The organism is Bacteroides ihuae (assembly GCF_900104585.1).
GTDB classification, from domain to species: domain Bacteria; phylum Bacteroidota; class Bacteroidia; order Bacteroidales; family Bacteroidaceae; genus Bacteroides; species Bacteroides ihuae.
Map to the genome: position 1 here is coordinate 1,131,120 of NZ_FNVX01000004.1, position 16,764 is coordinate 1,147,883.

The following is a 16,764-nucleotide window of genomic DNA, read 5'->3' on the forward strand; positions in this document are numbered from 1 at the left end:
TTTTAAAATAGTTCTAATTGCAATTCGTTTGATTTATTTCTAGCCCGGCTTCTTGTAGTTGGTACCGGTATTGCTATCTGAGGAGTAGACACAACGATTTCTGCCGGAACTGCTTTAGGCGGTTCAGCATTATTCTGCGCAAATGAGTTAATGTGGAGTTTCCAAAGAGTAGATTTCTCTTTGTCAGTAATATGTTCATAGATAGGGAGGGGGCAAGGAAGGCCAACGATATGCTTATACCCAACTCTCCAAGAATAGTTATATTCCATTCTTAACGAGTCCATACAAGCTATCTCTCCTTGTAGGGAATTAGAAAGAAGATTGAGAACGGCCATCTTGCAGCAAGTCTGATCAATATCGCAACCGTATAAACGAAATTCTCTATTCTTTTTGGCGGCAGATAGAAGTAGCCGGCCACTGCCACACGCAGGATCCAAAATATTTCCTTTGGCCTTTGAATCTTGGATAATCATATCGGCTGTCATATCACAAATTTCTTCCGGAGTGAAATACTGACCGTTATTTCCATGACTAACCAAATCCATGAAGAGATCGCCAAGCGCATCATGCATTCCTACGCCATCATTATCTGCGGCAATGGAATAAAGAGTGAATAGTTCTTGAAACATGGCGTATCTATCGCCATACTTTTTTTCGAGGTTTGAGAAACCTTTCTCTTTCTCCCACCATTTGAACATAAGAAGGGCGTAGTTTATGAAATCAAGAAAGACCTCGGAGGAGCTATATTGATACGCCATCTTTTCAAACATACCGGAGAACTCCTTGTATGCTTGCTTGGAGCTCAGGTTTTCAAGCCTTTGCTGCTCATTTACTTTTTTTAAATATTGTAGTGCCATAACCGAATTTGTTAGGCACATAGCATAGAAATATGCGATTAAGTAGTATACAAATAAAAAAGGCTGGCTTCATTACGAAGTCAGCTCAAGTCCCTTATGGCTGCAAATATAAAGAGTCTTTTTATTCCTGCAAACAAAAAAGCTCTTTTTTTTCTTCTTTTTTTTCTGATGTGCTTTTCAGCAGGTCTAAAGTTGCCCTATTAGCACGATCACAGACGGAATAATCAATATCAATATAAATATCCGCCATTTTATAATCATTGTTCACATGCCCAAGACAGAAGTCTACGTCAGCTTTTGCAATCCGGGCTTTGTTACGTGCTATACTCGCCCATGAATGCCGTGCCCAGTTAGTAGATAGAGGAACCCCAAGATTAAGCTCTTGGGATATTTCCTTCAATTCTCTATTCACCGCCTTAAGAAAGTTATTCGGATCAGAGTATCTCATGCGGAAATAAGAGAGAAATGTTCCATTGCTATACTTATCAACCAACTTTCTTAGTTCAGGCTCTATTCTTATAGACAAAGGGAACCGACTCTTATTATCCACGGTCGTAACTTTGCTACGCTCATACACAACCCTTCCGTATGATTCCTTGGCCAAGGAAAAGAAATCATTCATATTCATGCCCATCAGATAGAACAACATCATAAAGACATCGCGCGACATATTGGTCCGTTCGCGATCAAAGTTGGAATCCCGTATTTTAATTATATCCTCTACGCTTAGATTCTTTCGTTTACGGGTGTAGTCTGGGATGGTTATTCTGGAGAATGGATCATTTGGCATCTTTATAATATCGTAGTCTTCATTATTATATTCCTTTTTTGCCTTGTTATATAGGGAACGAATACCACGCAGATAATTGTTGATTGTACCAGGTTCAGTGGTGCGATCCGTATTCTTCCCTATCTTCTTGGCATACAGATACTCCATCATCCCCTCCAATGTCTTATTTTTTATATCTCTTGCGTCAATTTTCTCTTTTCCAAGAAAATTAATTAAAGCGTTCAGAGAAGATTCATACCAATTTGCCGTCTTTCTTTTAACCGTTTTTGAAATAATTCCTCTCGCAAACGCCACAAAATCAATATCTTCTGAATCTGGGTTTGCCGTTTTTTCTATTTGCTCTTTTAACTCCTTACAGCTCATTTTACGGGTTCGATCAGTTCCTAATTTGATACAAGAGCCTCTAAAGCGCTGTATAAGATTACCTAGCTCAAAGTTAAGTTCTTCACAGCTATCAGTTACCGGAAGTATAGTACCGTCACTCCCCATGTATTCAGGGTTTATATAATATTGAGTAGCTATATACTGAGGTACTCCATTGTGATAAATACGGATTTTAATATTAGTAGTGCCATCTTGCTTAATATGCTTGCCACCTGTAAAAATTGTTGCTTTAAAAGTTGCCATAATCTGATCTTCAGTGTTAGGGGCAGCTTGATCGAGAAAAGTTATAAGATAGTTATAAGAGGCTATTCCTTATTCGCATAAATATGCCTTAAAACAAGACCACTTAGAACAAAAAAAAACTTAAGTCTACGCAAACTGCATAAACTCAAGTCCCTATAAAGCTCTGAAGATCAGCCTAATATGGCCAATTAATAACGTGGGCGTTGACGGGTTCGAACCGCCGACCCTCTGCTTGTAAGGCAGATGCTCTGAACCAGCTGAGCTAAACGCCCGATTTATTAGGATAAACGAAAGTGGCCTCTTTGTGGGCGTTGACGGGTTCGAACCGCCGACCCTCTGCTTGTAAGGCAGATGCTCTGAACCAGCTGAGCTAAACGCCCGATGCACTTCCGTTTCAAAAGCGATGCAAAGATACAGCTTTTCCCGAAACCACCAAAACTATTTCTTATTATTTTTCTATTCTAAATATCGACTCACAAAAAAACCTTAATTATTAGCGATCTATATAAAAAAAGTAATATGCATATACTTTATGAAAAAGAGTATTAACACTCATCTTATGCCTACAGGCATCAACAAGAATGATTTCACTACCCCAGACTATATACAAATCGGCTATCGTCAGACAGATCCTCACTATATTCAAAGCCTTCCCAAGCAAAAGATTTCAGCTTCTCAGGAACATCTATCCTATTTTTCAAGATGAAACGTGCCATTTCTCCACGAGCCATTTTTGTATAAACTACGATGGTCGATAGTTTCCCGTTCTTCCACAGATGGAATTCGGGCACAATGACTTTAACTTCTTTCAAAACTCTAGGCCAATCGAAAAGCCCTTTCATTTCATCACTAGCCAAATAAACAAGTATTCCTCCGTTCGCTTTAACTTCATTAATAAATAAGTCCGTCAAACGAAGTTTCCAATATGCAAAGAGAGTTTGTCTACTAAAATTAGGCAACTTAACATCCCCTTCCAATCTATACAAATGGATAACATCTAATGGCCGAAGCAGACCATAACAAAATGAAGTAAAACGCAAATGCTCTTGCGCATACAAAAAGTCGCTATCAGTAAAATCATTTGGATTTAAACGTTTAAACACAATGCCAGTATAAGCCAACAAAGCCGGACATTCAGTTATTTCCGGAGAATGGAAGGATTGGTAACGTTTATAATTCTCTATTGCAATTCTCGCATTAACATGCAACAAGCGTTCCAAGTCTTCAACTGAAAACTGACACATTTGCAATGCAATCTCGGATGCTTCTTTTAGATATAACGGAACTGTTCGGGAAGGAACATACACCTTAGAAGAATTATTCATCGTCTTAGCACAAGAAAGAAGAATCAACATACTCTACTCTATATTACATTATTAGCTATACAAAAATACACTTATATTCTTTCTAAAAAACATTATCGGACAAAAATGTCCAAAATGAGTGAACTGATTGACGCAAAATCACCTTTCTAGAATTAAACAACAGAACAAATCCACCCTAGCAAAAATAAAAGTATTTCATATTATTAAGAAATACATCTCAATCTTTTTATGTAATTTTGCACGGAAAATATATACTATAATTTATGGAAACAGTTGTCAGTGGAATTCGCCCAACAGGTAATCTGCATTTGGGTAACTACTTTGGAGCAGTAAAGAGTTTTTTGCAAATGCAAAATGAATATAATTGTTACTTTTTTATAGCCGATTGGCATTCATTAACGACTCGCCCAAAACCGGAAAATATTATAAAAAGTACGCAAACAATTCTTGCAGAATATCTAGCATGTGGCATCGATCCAGAAAAAGCAACCATTTATATACAAAGCGATGTAAAAGAAGTTCTTGAACTCTATCTTTACCTGAATATGAATGCCTATTTAGGAGAAATGGAACGCTGCACAACCTTTAAAGAAAAGGCTCGCAAGCAGCCAGATAATGTAAATGCAGGCCTGCTGACCTATCCAACATTAATGGCTGCCGACATTTTAATTCACCGTGGAGTAAAGGTACCTGTAGGAAAAGACCAAGAGCAAAACATGGAAATGACACGCAAATTTGCTCGCCGTTTTAATACGGTCTATGAAACAGAGATTTTCCCAGAACCGGCATCTTTTTCATTGGCTGCAAAAGCATTAAAAGTTCCAGGACTAGACGGATCTGGAAAAATGGGAAAATCTGAAGGTAATTGCATCTATCTCATGGATGATACTGAAACGATCCGAAAGAAAGTGATGAAAGCCGTAACAGACTCCGGCCCTATTGCTCCAAACAGCGAAAAGCCTGAAGTTATAAAGAACCTCTTCACCTTTCTTGATCTTGTTTCAACTAAAGATACCTATGCCTACTTTAATGAAAAATGGAATGACTGCTCCATTCGCTACGGAGATTTAAAAAAACAAATAGCCTTAGACATAGCAGCATTCAATGCGCCAATCCGGGAACGTATTAAAGAATATTCATCCAATACCGACTTACTGGATAAGATAGCTAAATCAGGTGCCGATAAAGCACGTGAAAGTGCTACTAAAACTCTAAAAGAAGTTCGTGAGATAATTGGCTTTCGCTTCTAGCCTAACTGACCTACTACTTACACAAAAAGGTCTTCGACATCACGTCGAAGACCTTTACCACCAGTTAAACCCAATTAACACAAAACAAATTCACCGTAAACGACGGTGTCTTCATAACAAATCTCAATCTTGTAATCTCCTAAATCTTCACAATCCAAAGAAATAGGAAGAACAGAAAGAGCTATGGCAGAATATGCATATTCATATACAATCTTCCCAGTCTCAATACTTGTAATTCGAACTGTAGCGTTCAAGTCAGACAGAAAAGATACTGAGACAATAGTCCCGTCAATAGATGCTTCAACTGGAATAGATAAAATACCACTCCGTAATATAGGAGTATTTGACCTCTCAACTTGAAGTTTTATGTCTCTAGATGTCTCCGGCATAGAAGCAGCATTAGCATTTAAACAGATAATACTAAGTAAGATTAAGATATTCTTTTTCATCAGCATAGAATTTTAACAAATAAATTGTTTACAGGGAACAAAAGTAAGGCATAGAAAGATATAAAGCAAAATTAATCACGGACAATAATCACATACTTAACAAACTGATTATAAACGCTATAACTGATTACCACAAGAAAGAATCACGGACATTTAGAAATTTCTCAAAATATCATTAAGCGTTCGACCATCATTAATGTCCATTTTATTTTTTCGAATGCGTTCACGACGTTTGTTTATAGTTGCCTTCTCCACACAATAAATATCAGCAATATCAGATAATCTAAGCTGCATTTTTATGAGGCAACACAATCTTATATCTTCAATATCTAACAAAGGATATACTTTTAATAAGCGCAAAGTAAAATCAGAGAAAGCAATATTCGTATTTTCTACGAGAAAGCCCCATTCTTCTTCAGTAATTTTTATACGAGATTTATGGTCTGATTTATCAGGATACATCAAAGAATGAAGCTTAGGTACAACAATGCTATTCATTTGTCGATAAAAAGCTTCACGAAGCTCAAGAAGCTTCTTCTCTAAAGAAATAAACTCTGTTTCTGCTTGTAATTTTTCTATCTCTTTTTGACGCACCAATTGTTGGGCACCATGTATTTGTCGCTGCTTACGGTTATAAAAAAAAACATATAATATGCCTATAAAAAAAAGCAAGATGCTTACTATAAATAAAATAAAATAAATAAAGCGGCTCTTACTAATAGCACTCTCTTTAAGCAAATAATTCTCTTCTTTCAATTTACTATGATGATAGAGATTTTCCAGCTCCATTATCGCTGTGGTATGTGTTTGATTTTCAATGCTGTCCCTATAGGCGTTATATAAGCGCATATACAAATAAGCAGAATCCGGTTTTTTTACACCTTCATATACCTCAGCCAATGCATCACAAGTGCTAGCCTTCGTATAGATATTATCACTTAGAAGACTTTTACTTAAATAGCAAAAAGCAGAATCATACAGATGCATTTTATTATAGATATCCCCTTTAGTAAAATATAGACTTGAACTATCGGCAGCAGATAACAATGCACTATCCGCATATTGAATTGCTTTAGAATAAGCCTGTTTACGTTTATAGATGCTACTAATATGATGGTAAATGCCAGAAGCCCCTGTCGGATAGCAAGCCTTAGCCATTTGTAAAGCCTTATATTGATAAAAGATCGCACTATCCTCCTTTTGAAGCCCCGAAAAAGCAAAGCCCATGTTTTCGAATGCTACACAGAGATAGAGACTATCATTTTTCAAAGAGGCATAATGGCAAGCCTCGCGATAAGCTTCTAGTTGATCTTTATAAAGCCATTGATTGGAATATACTGTCCCCAGGCCATTACGTACCATAAATTGGTATTTATAATCAGCACTATTACCAAAATAGTCTTTAGCCTCGAGATAGAGTTCGATAGCCTGCTCCGGATTTCTAAGCTGCTGTGAAACCTTACCGGCATAAAGACAAGCTTTTGCAGCATGAATAGAATCAGTCGTTTCAGTAAAATAGCGCACAGCAATATCCATAAGAGTATCTTCACTCAAATCCAGATAGCACTTATCCATCGCTTGCGTCATAAGCAAAGAATAAAGAGCATAATTTCGCTTCGACAAATTTTGATGAGGATTCTTAATTTGACGCAACATATTTAAAACACTATCTGGATGTTCTTCAATAAGAAGTTCGGCCTGATTGAGTAAAGAGCCTTTGTTTCCACAAGAAACTTCAAATAGAAGCAACATACACAAGCAAAAAAAATTAAAGAGATATAAACGATGCCGCATTCATTCTTATTTATGGTTTAGTATGAAGAGTTATCGAATGCTCCTCTATACCATTCTATTTTCAGTCACAGCCTAGAAGAAAAAAAACAGACGATGCTATTTAAATAGTTTTTCGATTTCCTCTCCTTTTATAGTACTCAATATAACAGAGCCATCAGGAGTATAATTAGGAGTTGAACAAGCGAAAAGATTATCAACAAGATTCACCATTTCTTCATTATTCAAAACTTGACCATAAACAATCGCAGCAGCGCGAGCCAAAGTCAATGCAAGTATATTTTGCACCTCCTCTTTCACATCATTACCTTTTTCCATAGCCGTACGCAGCATACTTTTCACCAATTGAACAGGATCCAAGCCTTCAATTCCTGAAGGAACGCCATTAATGGCATAACTACCTCCTCCCAAATTACTCAAATCGAAGCCTACGGCAGAAAGATCTTCTATGATACTTTCCAGAACAGCCGCTTCAGACCTAGGTATTTGTAATATTTCCGGAAAAAGGACTCCTTGCGACATACCTTGTCTTTGGACTATCTGAGAAATATACCTATCATATAAAACTCGTATATGTGCTCGATGCTGATCTATGATCATCAAACCAGACTTTACTGAAGTCAGAATGAATCGCCCTTTGAACTGCATATGGTGCGCACTTCTTTCTAGAATAAATTCGTTTGCATAAAAAGATGTCGGAGAAACATTTCCTGCCTGATCCCTATTAAGTGTAGAAAAATCAGATGAAATCTCTTCCGAATCAGGAGCCACGTCATTTACCTTGCTTGCTTTTTCAAGCCCTCCATACAGCCCTTCCCAGTTCACACTTGGTCGTGAGTATCCCGCAGAAGAAGGCTTAAAAGGATTAAAGTCCGTATTATAATGAACCTTAGGAGGCTCCATTGGCCGATTTTGTTCAAAAACAGGAATATCAGGCATTCCTTCCGTATCAAAATCGATGGAAGGTACAGCATTAAATTTGCCAAGCGATTCCTTTACAGTAGCTGACAATATTTGCCAAATGGCTTGTTCATTTTCAAATTTAATCTCAGTCTTTGTTGGATGAATATTCACATCTATATTAGCCGGATCAACATCAAAATACAGAAAATACGAAACTTGTTCGCCCACAGGAATCAATTGCTCGTAAGCATCAGTTACAGCCTTATGAAAATAAGGATGCCGCATATAGCGACCATTTACAAAGAAATACTGATGAGCTCCTTTCTTCCTTGCAGTCTCAGGTCTGGCAACAAAGCCTGATATCTTGACCATTGTAGTGCCAACCTCAACCGTAAGTAATTGCTGATTCAGTTTTTTGCCAAAAACAGCAAGAATACGTTGCCGTAAAGGAGCTGCTTGAAGATTAAACAGTTCAGCGTCATTGCTATGTAAAGAAAAAGATACATCAGCATGTACTAACGCTATACGTTCAAACTCAGTTAAGATATTGCTAAGTTCTGTAGAATTGGCTTTTAAGAATTTTCGACGGGCTGGGATATTAAAAAATAGATTCTTAATTGAGAAATTACTACCCTGAGGACAAGATATAACCTCCTGACTCTCAACTTTAGAGCCAGCTATCATTATCTTCACTCCTACATCATCAAATTCACGACGTGTCTTCAGTTCTACTTGAGCTACTGCAGCAATAGATGCCAGAGCTTCACCCCGAAAGCCCATTGTCCGCAAAGCAAACAAATCTGAAGCTTCACGTATTTTTGATGTAGCATGCCTTTCAAATGAAAGGCGAGCGTCCGTCTCAGACATGCCTTTACCATCATCAACAACTTGAATCGAAGTTTTACCTGCGTCAGTTACTAAAACATGAATATTGCGAGCATCTGCATCAATAGCATTCTCAACTAACTCTTTAATTACAGATGCAGGACGCTGTATTACCTCACCAGCAGCAATTTGATTAGCTACCGAATCGGGTAAAAGATGAATAATATCACTCATAAAGCCTGAATTTCACTCTGTACGCCTTCTGAAAAGAGGCGAAAAGATCTATTAAATAAACCAAAAACTTCTCTATTTACACATAAATTATCAGAATGTCCAACTGCCTGACTGGAGATAATGCCAAATATAAAGCAATAAAGCTATTATAATAAGCACAACACCTATATGTAAAGGCTTTCGTTCACTCTCTTTACGTCGTTTAAGGTGCGTCGTTCCTTCAAAAAACTTACCTCTAATATCCTCGGGAGAGAATTCTTTTTTAGGTAATAGTCCCAGATCTCGCTTAGCATTCTCTTCCATTTTACTAAGCTTTTCCTTTCGTTCATCAGCATAAATATACTGATGATTGAAGCGACGAGGCTTCCTAACACCGAACATTCCCATATTTAATTTGATTTAAACAATTCTCGCTTTGGCGAAGTTACTGGTTTTCGACTAGTTTTACGTAATGTTTCTCCTGTTTTTTTGCCTCGCCATTCAAAGATATCTTGCTTATTTCGTGGCCTAATGTAATCAAACCAAACAAAAGTCGGTAACTTCATTTTATCAACCGGAATTTGATCCATCGGATAAAGGGTTCCGTTCGACTTGGGACTCATCACCATTTTATCCATTTTACGTTCTTTTAGATAAAGATTTAATAAGCTCGTTTCAGAAGTGTTCATTCCAATCATGGTGCTATCCTCTTCCTGAGGATAGAAAATCACTAAAACATTACCTATTACATCTATTTTGCGCATCTCTCCTTTCTGAAAATAAGCCTTAATCTCTTTACCAGACACTTGATTATAGTGAAGTGAGTCTTTCATTTCCACAGTTAAAGCCTGATTTACAATATGTGCCCAATCAATTGTACTGTCATTCATGTATACCTTAATCTCTTCACCCAACAACTGTTGTTTCTCATTCCATAAGATAGGATCATGATACATTGTCAAGCAAGAATCTTTAGACGAGAAAACCAATGAATCACAAACGCCCTGTACATCGCTACGGTATATACGTGTCTTATGATAAGCTCTTAACTCACGATACATCGAGTCCGTATTCAAATAATATGTATTCATTCTCAATGTATCAGCATGCATAAAAAGACTATCTCCTTGCGAATAATCAATAGCAACCGCCTTCTTAGTAGCCCAAGCATTTGATTTCAGTTCATCATAAAAACAATAATCACCGGTCAACATATTTTTGTTTATGGTATCATTCATTACCACATTATCAAAGGCTTCTCCATATCCAGCCTTTCGATCATAAAACAGACTATCACCAACCAACTTTTTACCTTCATTAGTCAATACAGAACGATCTAATAATTCAGCCTGATCTTTTAATGTATTATAGATTCCTCTCTCAGAATAAATATGGTTTTTTTCATTAATAATGTTTGAAGGGCCTAGTATCCTTGCAATCTTTGACTCAGTACTATATTTAAGCGTATCCGAAGTCAGAGTGAAACGAGGATTAGCTAGCTTTACTTCATGATTAAAAACAGCTAATTTGGTAGCCGGACTGTATTCTCCCCAATCGGATGTAAGTACATTCTCTTCATCAGTAAGCGTTCCACCTTCAAAGTAATAACCCAGATTGTAGAGGCGGTCATAATTCAAGCTGTCCGTTGTAAGTGTTGTCTTACGATTAATCATCTTCACATTATTACGGAGCATAGCCAACTGTGCAACTCCATCATAAAAAAGATAATCGCCATAAATAAACAAGGTGTCCCCTTGTTCCATACGCACATTATTAAAAGCTTCTACTGAATTTGTTTTCTCATAAATTAGAGCACTGTCACAATACATATACATACTATCATGGCGTAATTTTACAGAACCAATAAGTACTTGAACATCAGGCCGTAACATTTTATCTGCTTGTGCCTCATCTGCATGCAAAAGATCAACCCTTGTTTTATTTTTCTCAAGTTTTTTATCCTTTTTTGCACCAACAGCGCCTCTATTTGTTTCTGCTTTGCCTACTTCCGAAACCACCTTTGTCTTTTTATGGACAGGCTTCACTTGGGCTATGAGACATACGCCAAACAGGCACAGAAAACCCGCAAGGAGAAATCTATGCCTGATATGGAAATGATATTTTTTATCCATTATCATCATACCAAAATTAATCTATTATCTGGCAATCAGTCTTTTATCCAACCCGGATATTTAAAAGAACAATTTTTCCAACTATCGTTAATCCTCACATAGGTATGTTTTTGTTTCTCCAAGATCCACTTATGAAGCATTTCTTCCCTACGATTTTCTATAACTATATCCTTCAATCTCTGATAGTCATCGGTGATTGTAGCCTTATGGCCATTGATTCTTGTTTTTAACCTCACAATGGCACAAACCTCTTTCCCATCCTTCTCATTAACCAGAGTAAATGCTTTAGAGATCTCACCTACATTCAGTTTATTTACAACTTTAGCAATTTCTTGTGGCAATTGCTGCATTTCAAACTTAGAAGTATTAGTACTTGGATTAGGCATCAAACCATGATTGTTGCGAGTCTCTTTATCCTGTGAAATAACAGAAGCAGCCTCATCAAAAGAAAACTTTTCTTTACGTATGTCATCTGCTATTGAATCTAACTTTAGAGTAGCGAAAGAGAGATCTTTTATAGCAACTTTAGGCTTAATTAAAATATGGCGAGTATTAATACGATCGCCACGTTTTTCAATGAGTTGAATAATATGAAAACCAAATTCAGACTCAACTATTTTAGAAACCTTCTTGGTATCCTGAAGATTAAAAGCAACATTTGCGTATTCCGGAACAAGCTCCCCACGACCCTTAAATCCAATTTCGCCACCACGCATAGCTGAACCTTTATCCTCTGAATAGAGTAAAGCTAACGTCGAAAAGTCCATTTCGCCCTTATTTATGCGATCAGTGTATTCACGCAACCTCTTTTTCACATCCTCAATTTCAGTTATTGGAATCTTAGGTTGCAAAGTAATGATCTGCACTTCTACCTGAGTTGGTATGTAAGGAATACTATCTTGAGGAATATTTTTAAAATAGCGGCGAACCTCCGCCGGAATCACTTTGATTTCGCCAACTAGTTTCTGCTGCATTTTCTGCACCGTCAACCCATCGCGCACATTTTCACGCATCGTTTGGCGTATTTGAGTGGACGTTTTATTAAAATATTCTTCCATCTTCTCTTTTGAACCCATCATTTGAATATATTGATTGGTCATCATTTCAACACGCTGAATCACTTCGGACTCTGAGACATCTATACTATCAAGTATTGCCTGATGTAGATAGAGTTTCTGTATAGCTAGCTCCTCAGGAATGACGCAATAAGGATCTCCATCAAATTTTCGTCCCTCATACTGAGCGTTCATCCGTGCCTCCTCTACGTCAGATTTGAGAATTGCCTCATCACCTACAACCCAGACGACCTCGTCAATCACATTGTCTTGTCCATACGCTGTTGAACCTGCAACGAGCGTCAAGGCGAATAAAACAACAAACCGAAAGTTCACAAACTTCTTCATTCTTTGTATTTAATAATTTATAATTTTTTTATTACTCATTGCTCGTTGATACAGATCGTCTTTAACATTTCTCATAAATTCAACTCGTTTCATATTAATGAGCATATCTTTTATTTCAAACTTAGCGAGTTCATAAGGTTCCTGCTCTCCTGATTTACGATACTCGCTCACGTTTAGAAAATAATAATACGCAGTGTCTTTCAACTCAACCTGACGATTTATTTGCAAATAATTCTCCGGAGTCAAACCTTTAAGTGGGATCTTATCCAAAATATCAGATACCGACACCCATTTATCATAAAAATATTCATAGCTAACAGCATTCTGCAAACTATATTTTTCTAGATAATCTATAGCCTCACTCGTTTTCATCTTATACCACTTACGCACTTTATTCACTCGCGGAGCCGTTAATGGTACTTTTATGAACAATCCCTTGATAAGCGGATGTTCTAGAACAAATAGATTCCGATTCTTCTCATAGTAATCGGTTATTTCTTGTTCAGAAAGTTCCTCCGTTAGTTTCTGATTAATGAGTTCCTGTTCATAGGTATGCATTATCAATGCTTTTCGGTAGTTTTCCACTAATTTATCAATCTCACCATTATCTGGAACATTGCTCTTTGCTTTATTATACAACAAAATATCCTCCGCCCAATTACGAATATAATGTTCGGCAAAGAGTAGACTATCATCTTTAGACAACCCCTCAGGGACAGCTGTGCGTAATTCTTCTTTGTATAAAAAGTGGCCGTCTACCTCTACCAAAGGTGTCTTCCCTATGTGATCGTTCTTACGTGCGCAAGATCCGAAGAGAGAAACAAAGATTAGTAAAGAGATAATAACCCTCATCGTAAGCTGATATTAATATACGAAGATAATGCAATAATTGCTTGTTTCAGTGATTATTAACTGTTTTTAAAACCTCTTGGTTTATTTCAACCTTACTTTTCGCACGCAAATGCTCCATCCACAAAAATTCAAGGTATTCTTGATAATCAATCTGCAAAAGCTCCCTAACATCATTATAGCTATCTGGGCCTTTCACTTTCTCCCCAATAACGATAGTATACGGGAAAGCTTCCAAAGATACAAAATCTCCTTTTTTAAAAATAATTTTATCGACATATTTATTACTTCCTTCAACAAAAAGACCTTGTTCCAGTTTCACTTCAGGTATTGACTCTTTATTAAAAGTTTTTAGAATTATATCGGGCCACTGCTCATAAGGAATTTTTCTCACTAGCTTCTTGGCTTTTTTAGCTATTTTCTTGTTTACCGAATGCACTACCACTCCCCTATAACGAGGCTTTTTCCAGAAATAGTTTTCTTTATGTGTTTTAAAAAAGGCTTTTAAACCCGGTTCATCATTAGAAGCCGGTTCCCATATCTCCCGATTGCTAATCTCAAATAGTAAAATCCCATCTCTATATTCTTGCATCAAATACCGAAAATCAGGATACTTAATCTCTAACCGTTCATTTTCATAATCAAGCATGGACTTAGTCATAAAACGCTTCAATTGCTTTCTTATTTCTTGAGGATGTCCTTCAGAGAAGCGTTCAAAATCAGCACCCGTATAAACACGTCCATTAATAGTAAAAAGAACTTTATCCGTTTTCCCATAAGTGCATAATTCCTGAACATTCTCATCTTTTGAGACATAGTTATATTCCGTTTTTAACTTTTCAACTAAAGCCTCAGCTCCTTTATCTGCTCCAGATTGGCGAGTAAGACGTCTGAGTATTTCATTGCGTACGTCTTTAAAAGGTGGAATATCCCTCGTCTCTAACACTTTAACAATATGCAATCCTTTAGGAGTAAAGAAAGGTTTAGATAGTTGATTCTTCTCCATAGAAAAAACCACTTTTTCAAACTCCTCTGACATTTGCAACCATCCTACCCAAAATCGTTTCTTTTCATCAGAATATCGATTCACATATTTTGCAAAATCGTCCTGAGGATTTTTCGCCAAAACATTATAGATAGAATCCATTAAAAGTTGTGCATCTCTAAGTTCTTGAGCAGATGCGTTTTGAGGAAGATATTTGAATATTTGCACTACCAAAACCTGTCCTGCACGGGAGTTTCTCTTCATCTTTTCGTAAACCTCATTCGCATATTCATCCTCCGCGACTTCATCAGTAAGATAGGATTTAGCCAACTGACGACGATAACTGGCTAATTCATCTCGAAAAGCACGAGTGGTGTCAATCTTTGCCGTTTCGGCCGCAATTACTTTTAGCTTAAAATCAACAAAAAGGTCTACATATTCTTGTAATTTTTTGTGTTCATTTCCTTTAAAAGCGCTATTTTTATTATAGCTATACTCGAATTCAGAACGAGTGATTTCTTTATTATTAATCCGCATTAACACAGGATCTTGCTGGCCCATGACATACATGCTTAAGACACTTAAGGCAAATGACAGGAAAAATATTTTCATACAATGGTTTATTTATGCACGAGTAAAGAAACAAAGATAAAGGAATAAAACCAAAAAATAAAAAGAAGGCACAAAAACAAAAAGTTTTATTATCTATAAACTTTATGCATCTGCACCTTCTAAAAAATTATTTAATGTTGTCTTTATTCCGGACGGCTATAATTGGGAGATTCACTTGTTATTGTAACATCGTGTGGATGACTTTCCATGACACCGGCATTGGTTATGCGAGTGAATTTTGCTTCATGAAGTTTATCTATATCTGCTGCACCACAATACCCCATACCAGCACGTAAGCCACCTGTAAGTTGATAGATAACTTCATAAAGGGTGCCTTTGTAGGGCACACGAGCAGCAATTCCTTCGGGAACAAGCTTCTTCACATCAGTTTCTCCACCCTGAAAGTAACGATCTTTAGAACCATTCTCCATCGCTTCAAGCGAGCCCATTCCTCTATAAGATTTGAACTTTCTTCCATTAAATATAATTGTTTCTCCTGGGCTTTCTTCTGTACCAGCAACCAAAGAGCCTATCATTACAGAGCATCCTCCGGCAGCAAGTGCTTTCACCACATCTCCAGAGTAACGCAGTCCACCATCAGCTATTAGAGGGACTCCAGTTCCCCTTAATGCTTTAGCTACTTCATAAACAGCAGAAAGCTGAGGAACACCCACTCCTGCAACAACACGAGTCGTACAAATTGATCCCGGTCCGATACCTACTTTCACACCATCAGCTCCTGCTTCAGCTAACATCTTTGCAGCATCACCAGTTGCAATATTACCTACAACAATATCAATATTTGGGAAGCGTTTCTTAGACTCAATCAAGACATCAACAACGCCCTTCGAATGCCCATGAGCCGTATCAATAACAATAGCATCAGCTCCTGCATCTACCAATGCTTGCATACGTTCAAAAGTATCAGAAGTGACGCCAACACCTGCCGCAACCCGCAATCGACCTTTAGAATCTTTGCAAGCCATAGGCTTATCCTTTGCTTTGGTGATATCCTTATAAGTAACTAGGCCTATCAATCGCCCTTCTTTATCAACAACAGGAAGTTTTTCGATTTTATATCGCTGGAGAATCTGTGCAGCAGACTCAAGATCTGTAGACTGATTTGTCGTCACCAAATTCTCCTTCGTCATTACTTCGTCAATATGCTTGTGCATATCTCTCTCGAATCGAAGATCTCTGTTCGTGACAATACCAACTAGGAAGCGATCATCATCCACCACTGGGATACCACCAATTTTATACTCCGCCATAAGGGCCAGAGCATCGTAAACCGTAGAACCTTGCTTGATAGTTACCGGGTCATAAATCATTCCATTTTCAGCACGCTTCACAATAGCAACTTGTTTCGCTTGATCTTTGATGGACATATTTTTATGAATAACTCCGATACCTCCTTCACGTGCTATCGAAATAGCCATTTTAGCTTCGGTAACGGTATCCATAGCGGCCGTAACAAATGGTACTTTTAACTCAATGTTTCGTGAGAACTTTGTCGAAAGATCGACAGTGCGAGGTAAAACTTCAGAATAAGATGGAATTAACAAGACATCATCATAAGTCAATCCATCCATAACAATCTTATCAGCAATAAATGACATAGGGCTATGCGTTTAAAATTTATTGCGTGCAAATATACGGTTTTTATTCAAGTCTATTATCTTAATCTACTTGTTTTTTCGCTCTGAGCCATAAAAAAGAAAAAGCCGACCATTTGCAATGACATGAATATTAC

Annotated in this window: 13 protein-coding genes and 2 tRNA genes; 1 reads left to right on the forward strand and 14 read right to left on the reverse strand. The window is 37.3% G+C overall.

Going from position 1 to position 16,764, the window contains the following annotated elements; all coding sequences use genetic code 11:
- Positions 1-2: 2 nt before the first annotated feature.
- The 5 genes from BQ5338_RS05590 to yaaA all read right to left on the reverse strand — a co-directional run bounded on the left by BQ5338_RS05590 (position 3) and on the right by yaaA (position 3,629).
- Positions 3-857 carry an N-6 DNA methylase gene (locus BQ5338_RS05590; RefSeq protein WP_159431310.1) on the reverse strand — a complete coding sequence of 285 codons (855 nt, stop codon included), beginning with the start codon at positions 855-857 and terminating at the stop codon, positions 3-5.
- Positions 858-978: 121 nt separating this feature from the next.
- Positions 979-2,274 (reverse strand): tyrosine-type recombinase/integrase, encoded by a 1,296-nt coding sequence (locus tag BQ5338_RS05595; RefSeq protein ID WP_071145776.1) that lies wholly within the window; start codon positions 2,272-2,274, stop codon positions 979-981.
- Between the two features lie 197 nt (positions 2,275-2,471).
- Positions 2,472-2,546, reverse strand: a tRNA-Val gene (locus BQ5338_RS05600).
- Between the two features lie 33 nt (positions 2,547-2,579).
- Positions 2,580-2,654, reverse strand: a tRNA-Val gene (locus BQ5338_RS05605).
- Positions 2,655-2,864: 210 nt separating this feature from the next.
- On the reverse strand, positions 2,865-3,629 hold the full coding sequence (gene yaaA / locus BQ5338_RS05610; protein ID WP_071145777.1) for a peroxide stress protein YaaA: 765 nt from the start codon (positions 3,627-3,629) through the stop codon (positions 2,865-2,867).
- 233 nt (positions 3,630-3,862) lie between these two features.
- Between yaaA and trpS the strand changes: the two genes are divergently transcribed.
- Complete coding sequence (gene trpS / locus BQ5338_RS05615; RefSeq protein WP_071145778.1) at positions 3,863-4,849, forward strand: tryptophan--tRNA ligase; 987 nt, start codon at positions 3,863-3,865, stop codon at positions 4,847-4,849.
- A 74-nt stretch (positions 4,850-4,923) separates the two neighbouring features.
- Here the strand turns inward: trpS and BQ5338_RS05620 are convergent, their stop codons facing one another.
- The 9 genes from BQ5338_RS05620 to guaB all read right to left on the reverse strand — a co-directional run bounded on the left by BQ5338_RS05620 (position 4,924) and on the right by guaB (position 16,630).
- The gene (locus BQ5338_RS05620; RefSeq protein ID WP_159431311.1) at positions 4,924-5,298 is read right to left on the reverse strand and encodes a DUF3244 domain-containing protein; all 375 of its coding nucleotides are present in this window, start codon (positions 5,296-5,298) and stop codon (positions 4,924-4,926) included.
- A 153-nt stretch (positions 5,299-5,451) separates the two neighbouring features.
- Positions 5,452-7,050, reverse strand: coding sequence for a tetratricopeptide repeat protein (locus tag BQ5338_RS05625; protein ID WP_071145780.1), 1,599 nt, complete (start codon positions 7,048-7,050; stop codon positions 5,452-5,454).
- Between the two features lie 138 nt (positions 7,051-7,188).
- Entirely contained in the window at positions 7,189-9,051 is a 1,863-nt protein-coding gene (gene mutL / locus BQ5338_RS05630) for a DNA mismatch repair endonuclease MutL (RefSeq protein ID WP_071145781.1), read from the reverse strand.
- Between the two features lie 90 nt (positions 9,052-9,141).
- Complete coding sequence (locus BQ5338_RS05635; RefSeq protein WP_071145782.1) at positions 9,142-9,438, reverse strand: hypothetical protein; 297 nt, start codon at positions 9,436-9,438, stop codon at positions 9,142-9,144.
- 2 nt (positions 9,439-9,440) lie between these two features.
- Positions 9,441-11,171 carry an OstA-like protein gene (locus BQ5338_RS05640; RefSeq protein ID WP_071145783.1) on the reverse strand — a complete coding sequence of 577 codons (1,731 nt, stop codon included), beginning with the start codon at positions 11,169-11,171 and terminating at the stop codon, positions 9,441-9,443.
- Positions 11,172-11,197: 26 nt separating this feature from the next.
- Positions 11,198-12,565, reverse strand: a complete 1,368-nt coding sequence (locus tag BQ5338_RS05645) for a peptidylprolyl isomerase (RefSeq protein ID WP_071145784.1) — start codon at positions 12,563-12,565, stop codon at positions 11,198-11,200.
- 9 nt (positions 12,566-12,574) lie between these two features.
- Positions 12,575-13,417 carry a hypothetical protein gene (locus BQ5338_RS05650; protein ID WP_071145785.1) on the reverse strand — a complete coding sequence of 281 codons (843 nt, stop codon included), beginning with the start codon at positions 13,415-13,417 and terminating at the stop codon, positions 12,575-12,577.
- Between the two features lie 46 nt (positions 13,418-13,463).
- Complete coding sequence (locus tag BQ5338_RS05655) at positions 13,464-15,011, reverse strand: peptidylprolyl isomerase (RefSeq protein ID WP_071145786.1); 1,548 nt, start codon at positions 15,009-15,011, stop codon at positions 13,464-13,466.
- A gap of 143 nt (positions 15,012-15,154) precedes the next feature.
- Positions 15,155-16,630: an IMP dehydrogenase gene (gene guaB / locus BQ5338_RS05660; RefSeq protein WP_071145787.1), complete on the reverse strand. Its 1,476-nt coding sequence runs from the start codon at positions 16,628-16,630 to the stop codon at positions 15,155-15,157.
- Positions 16,631-16,764 lie beyond the last annotated feature (134 nt).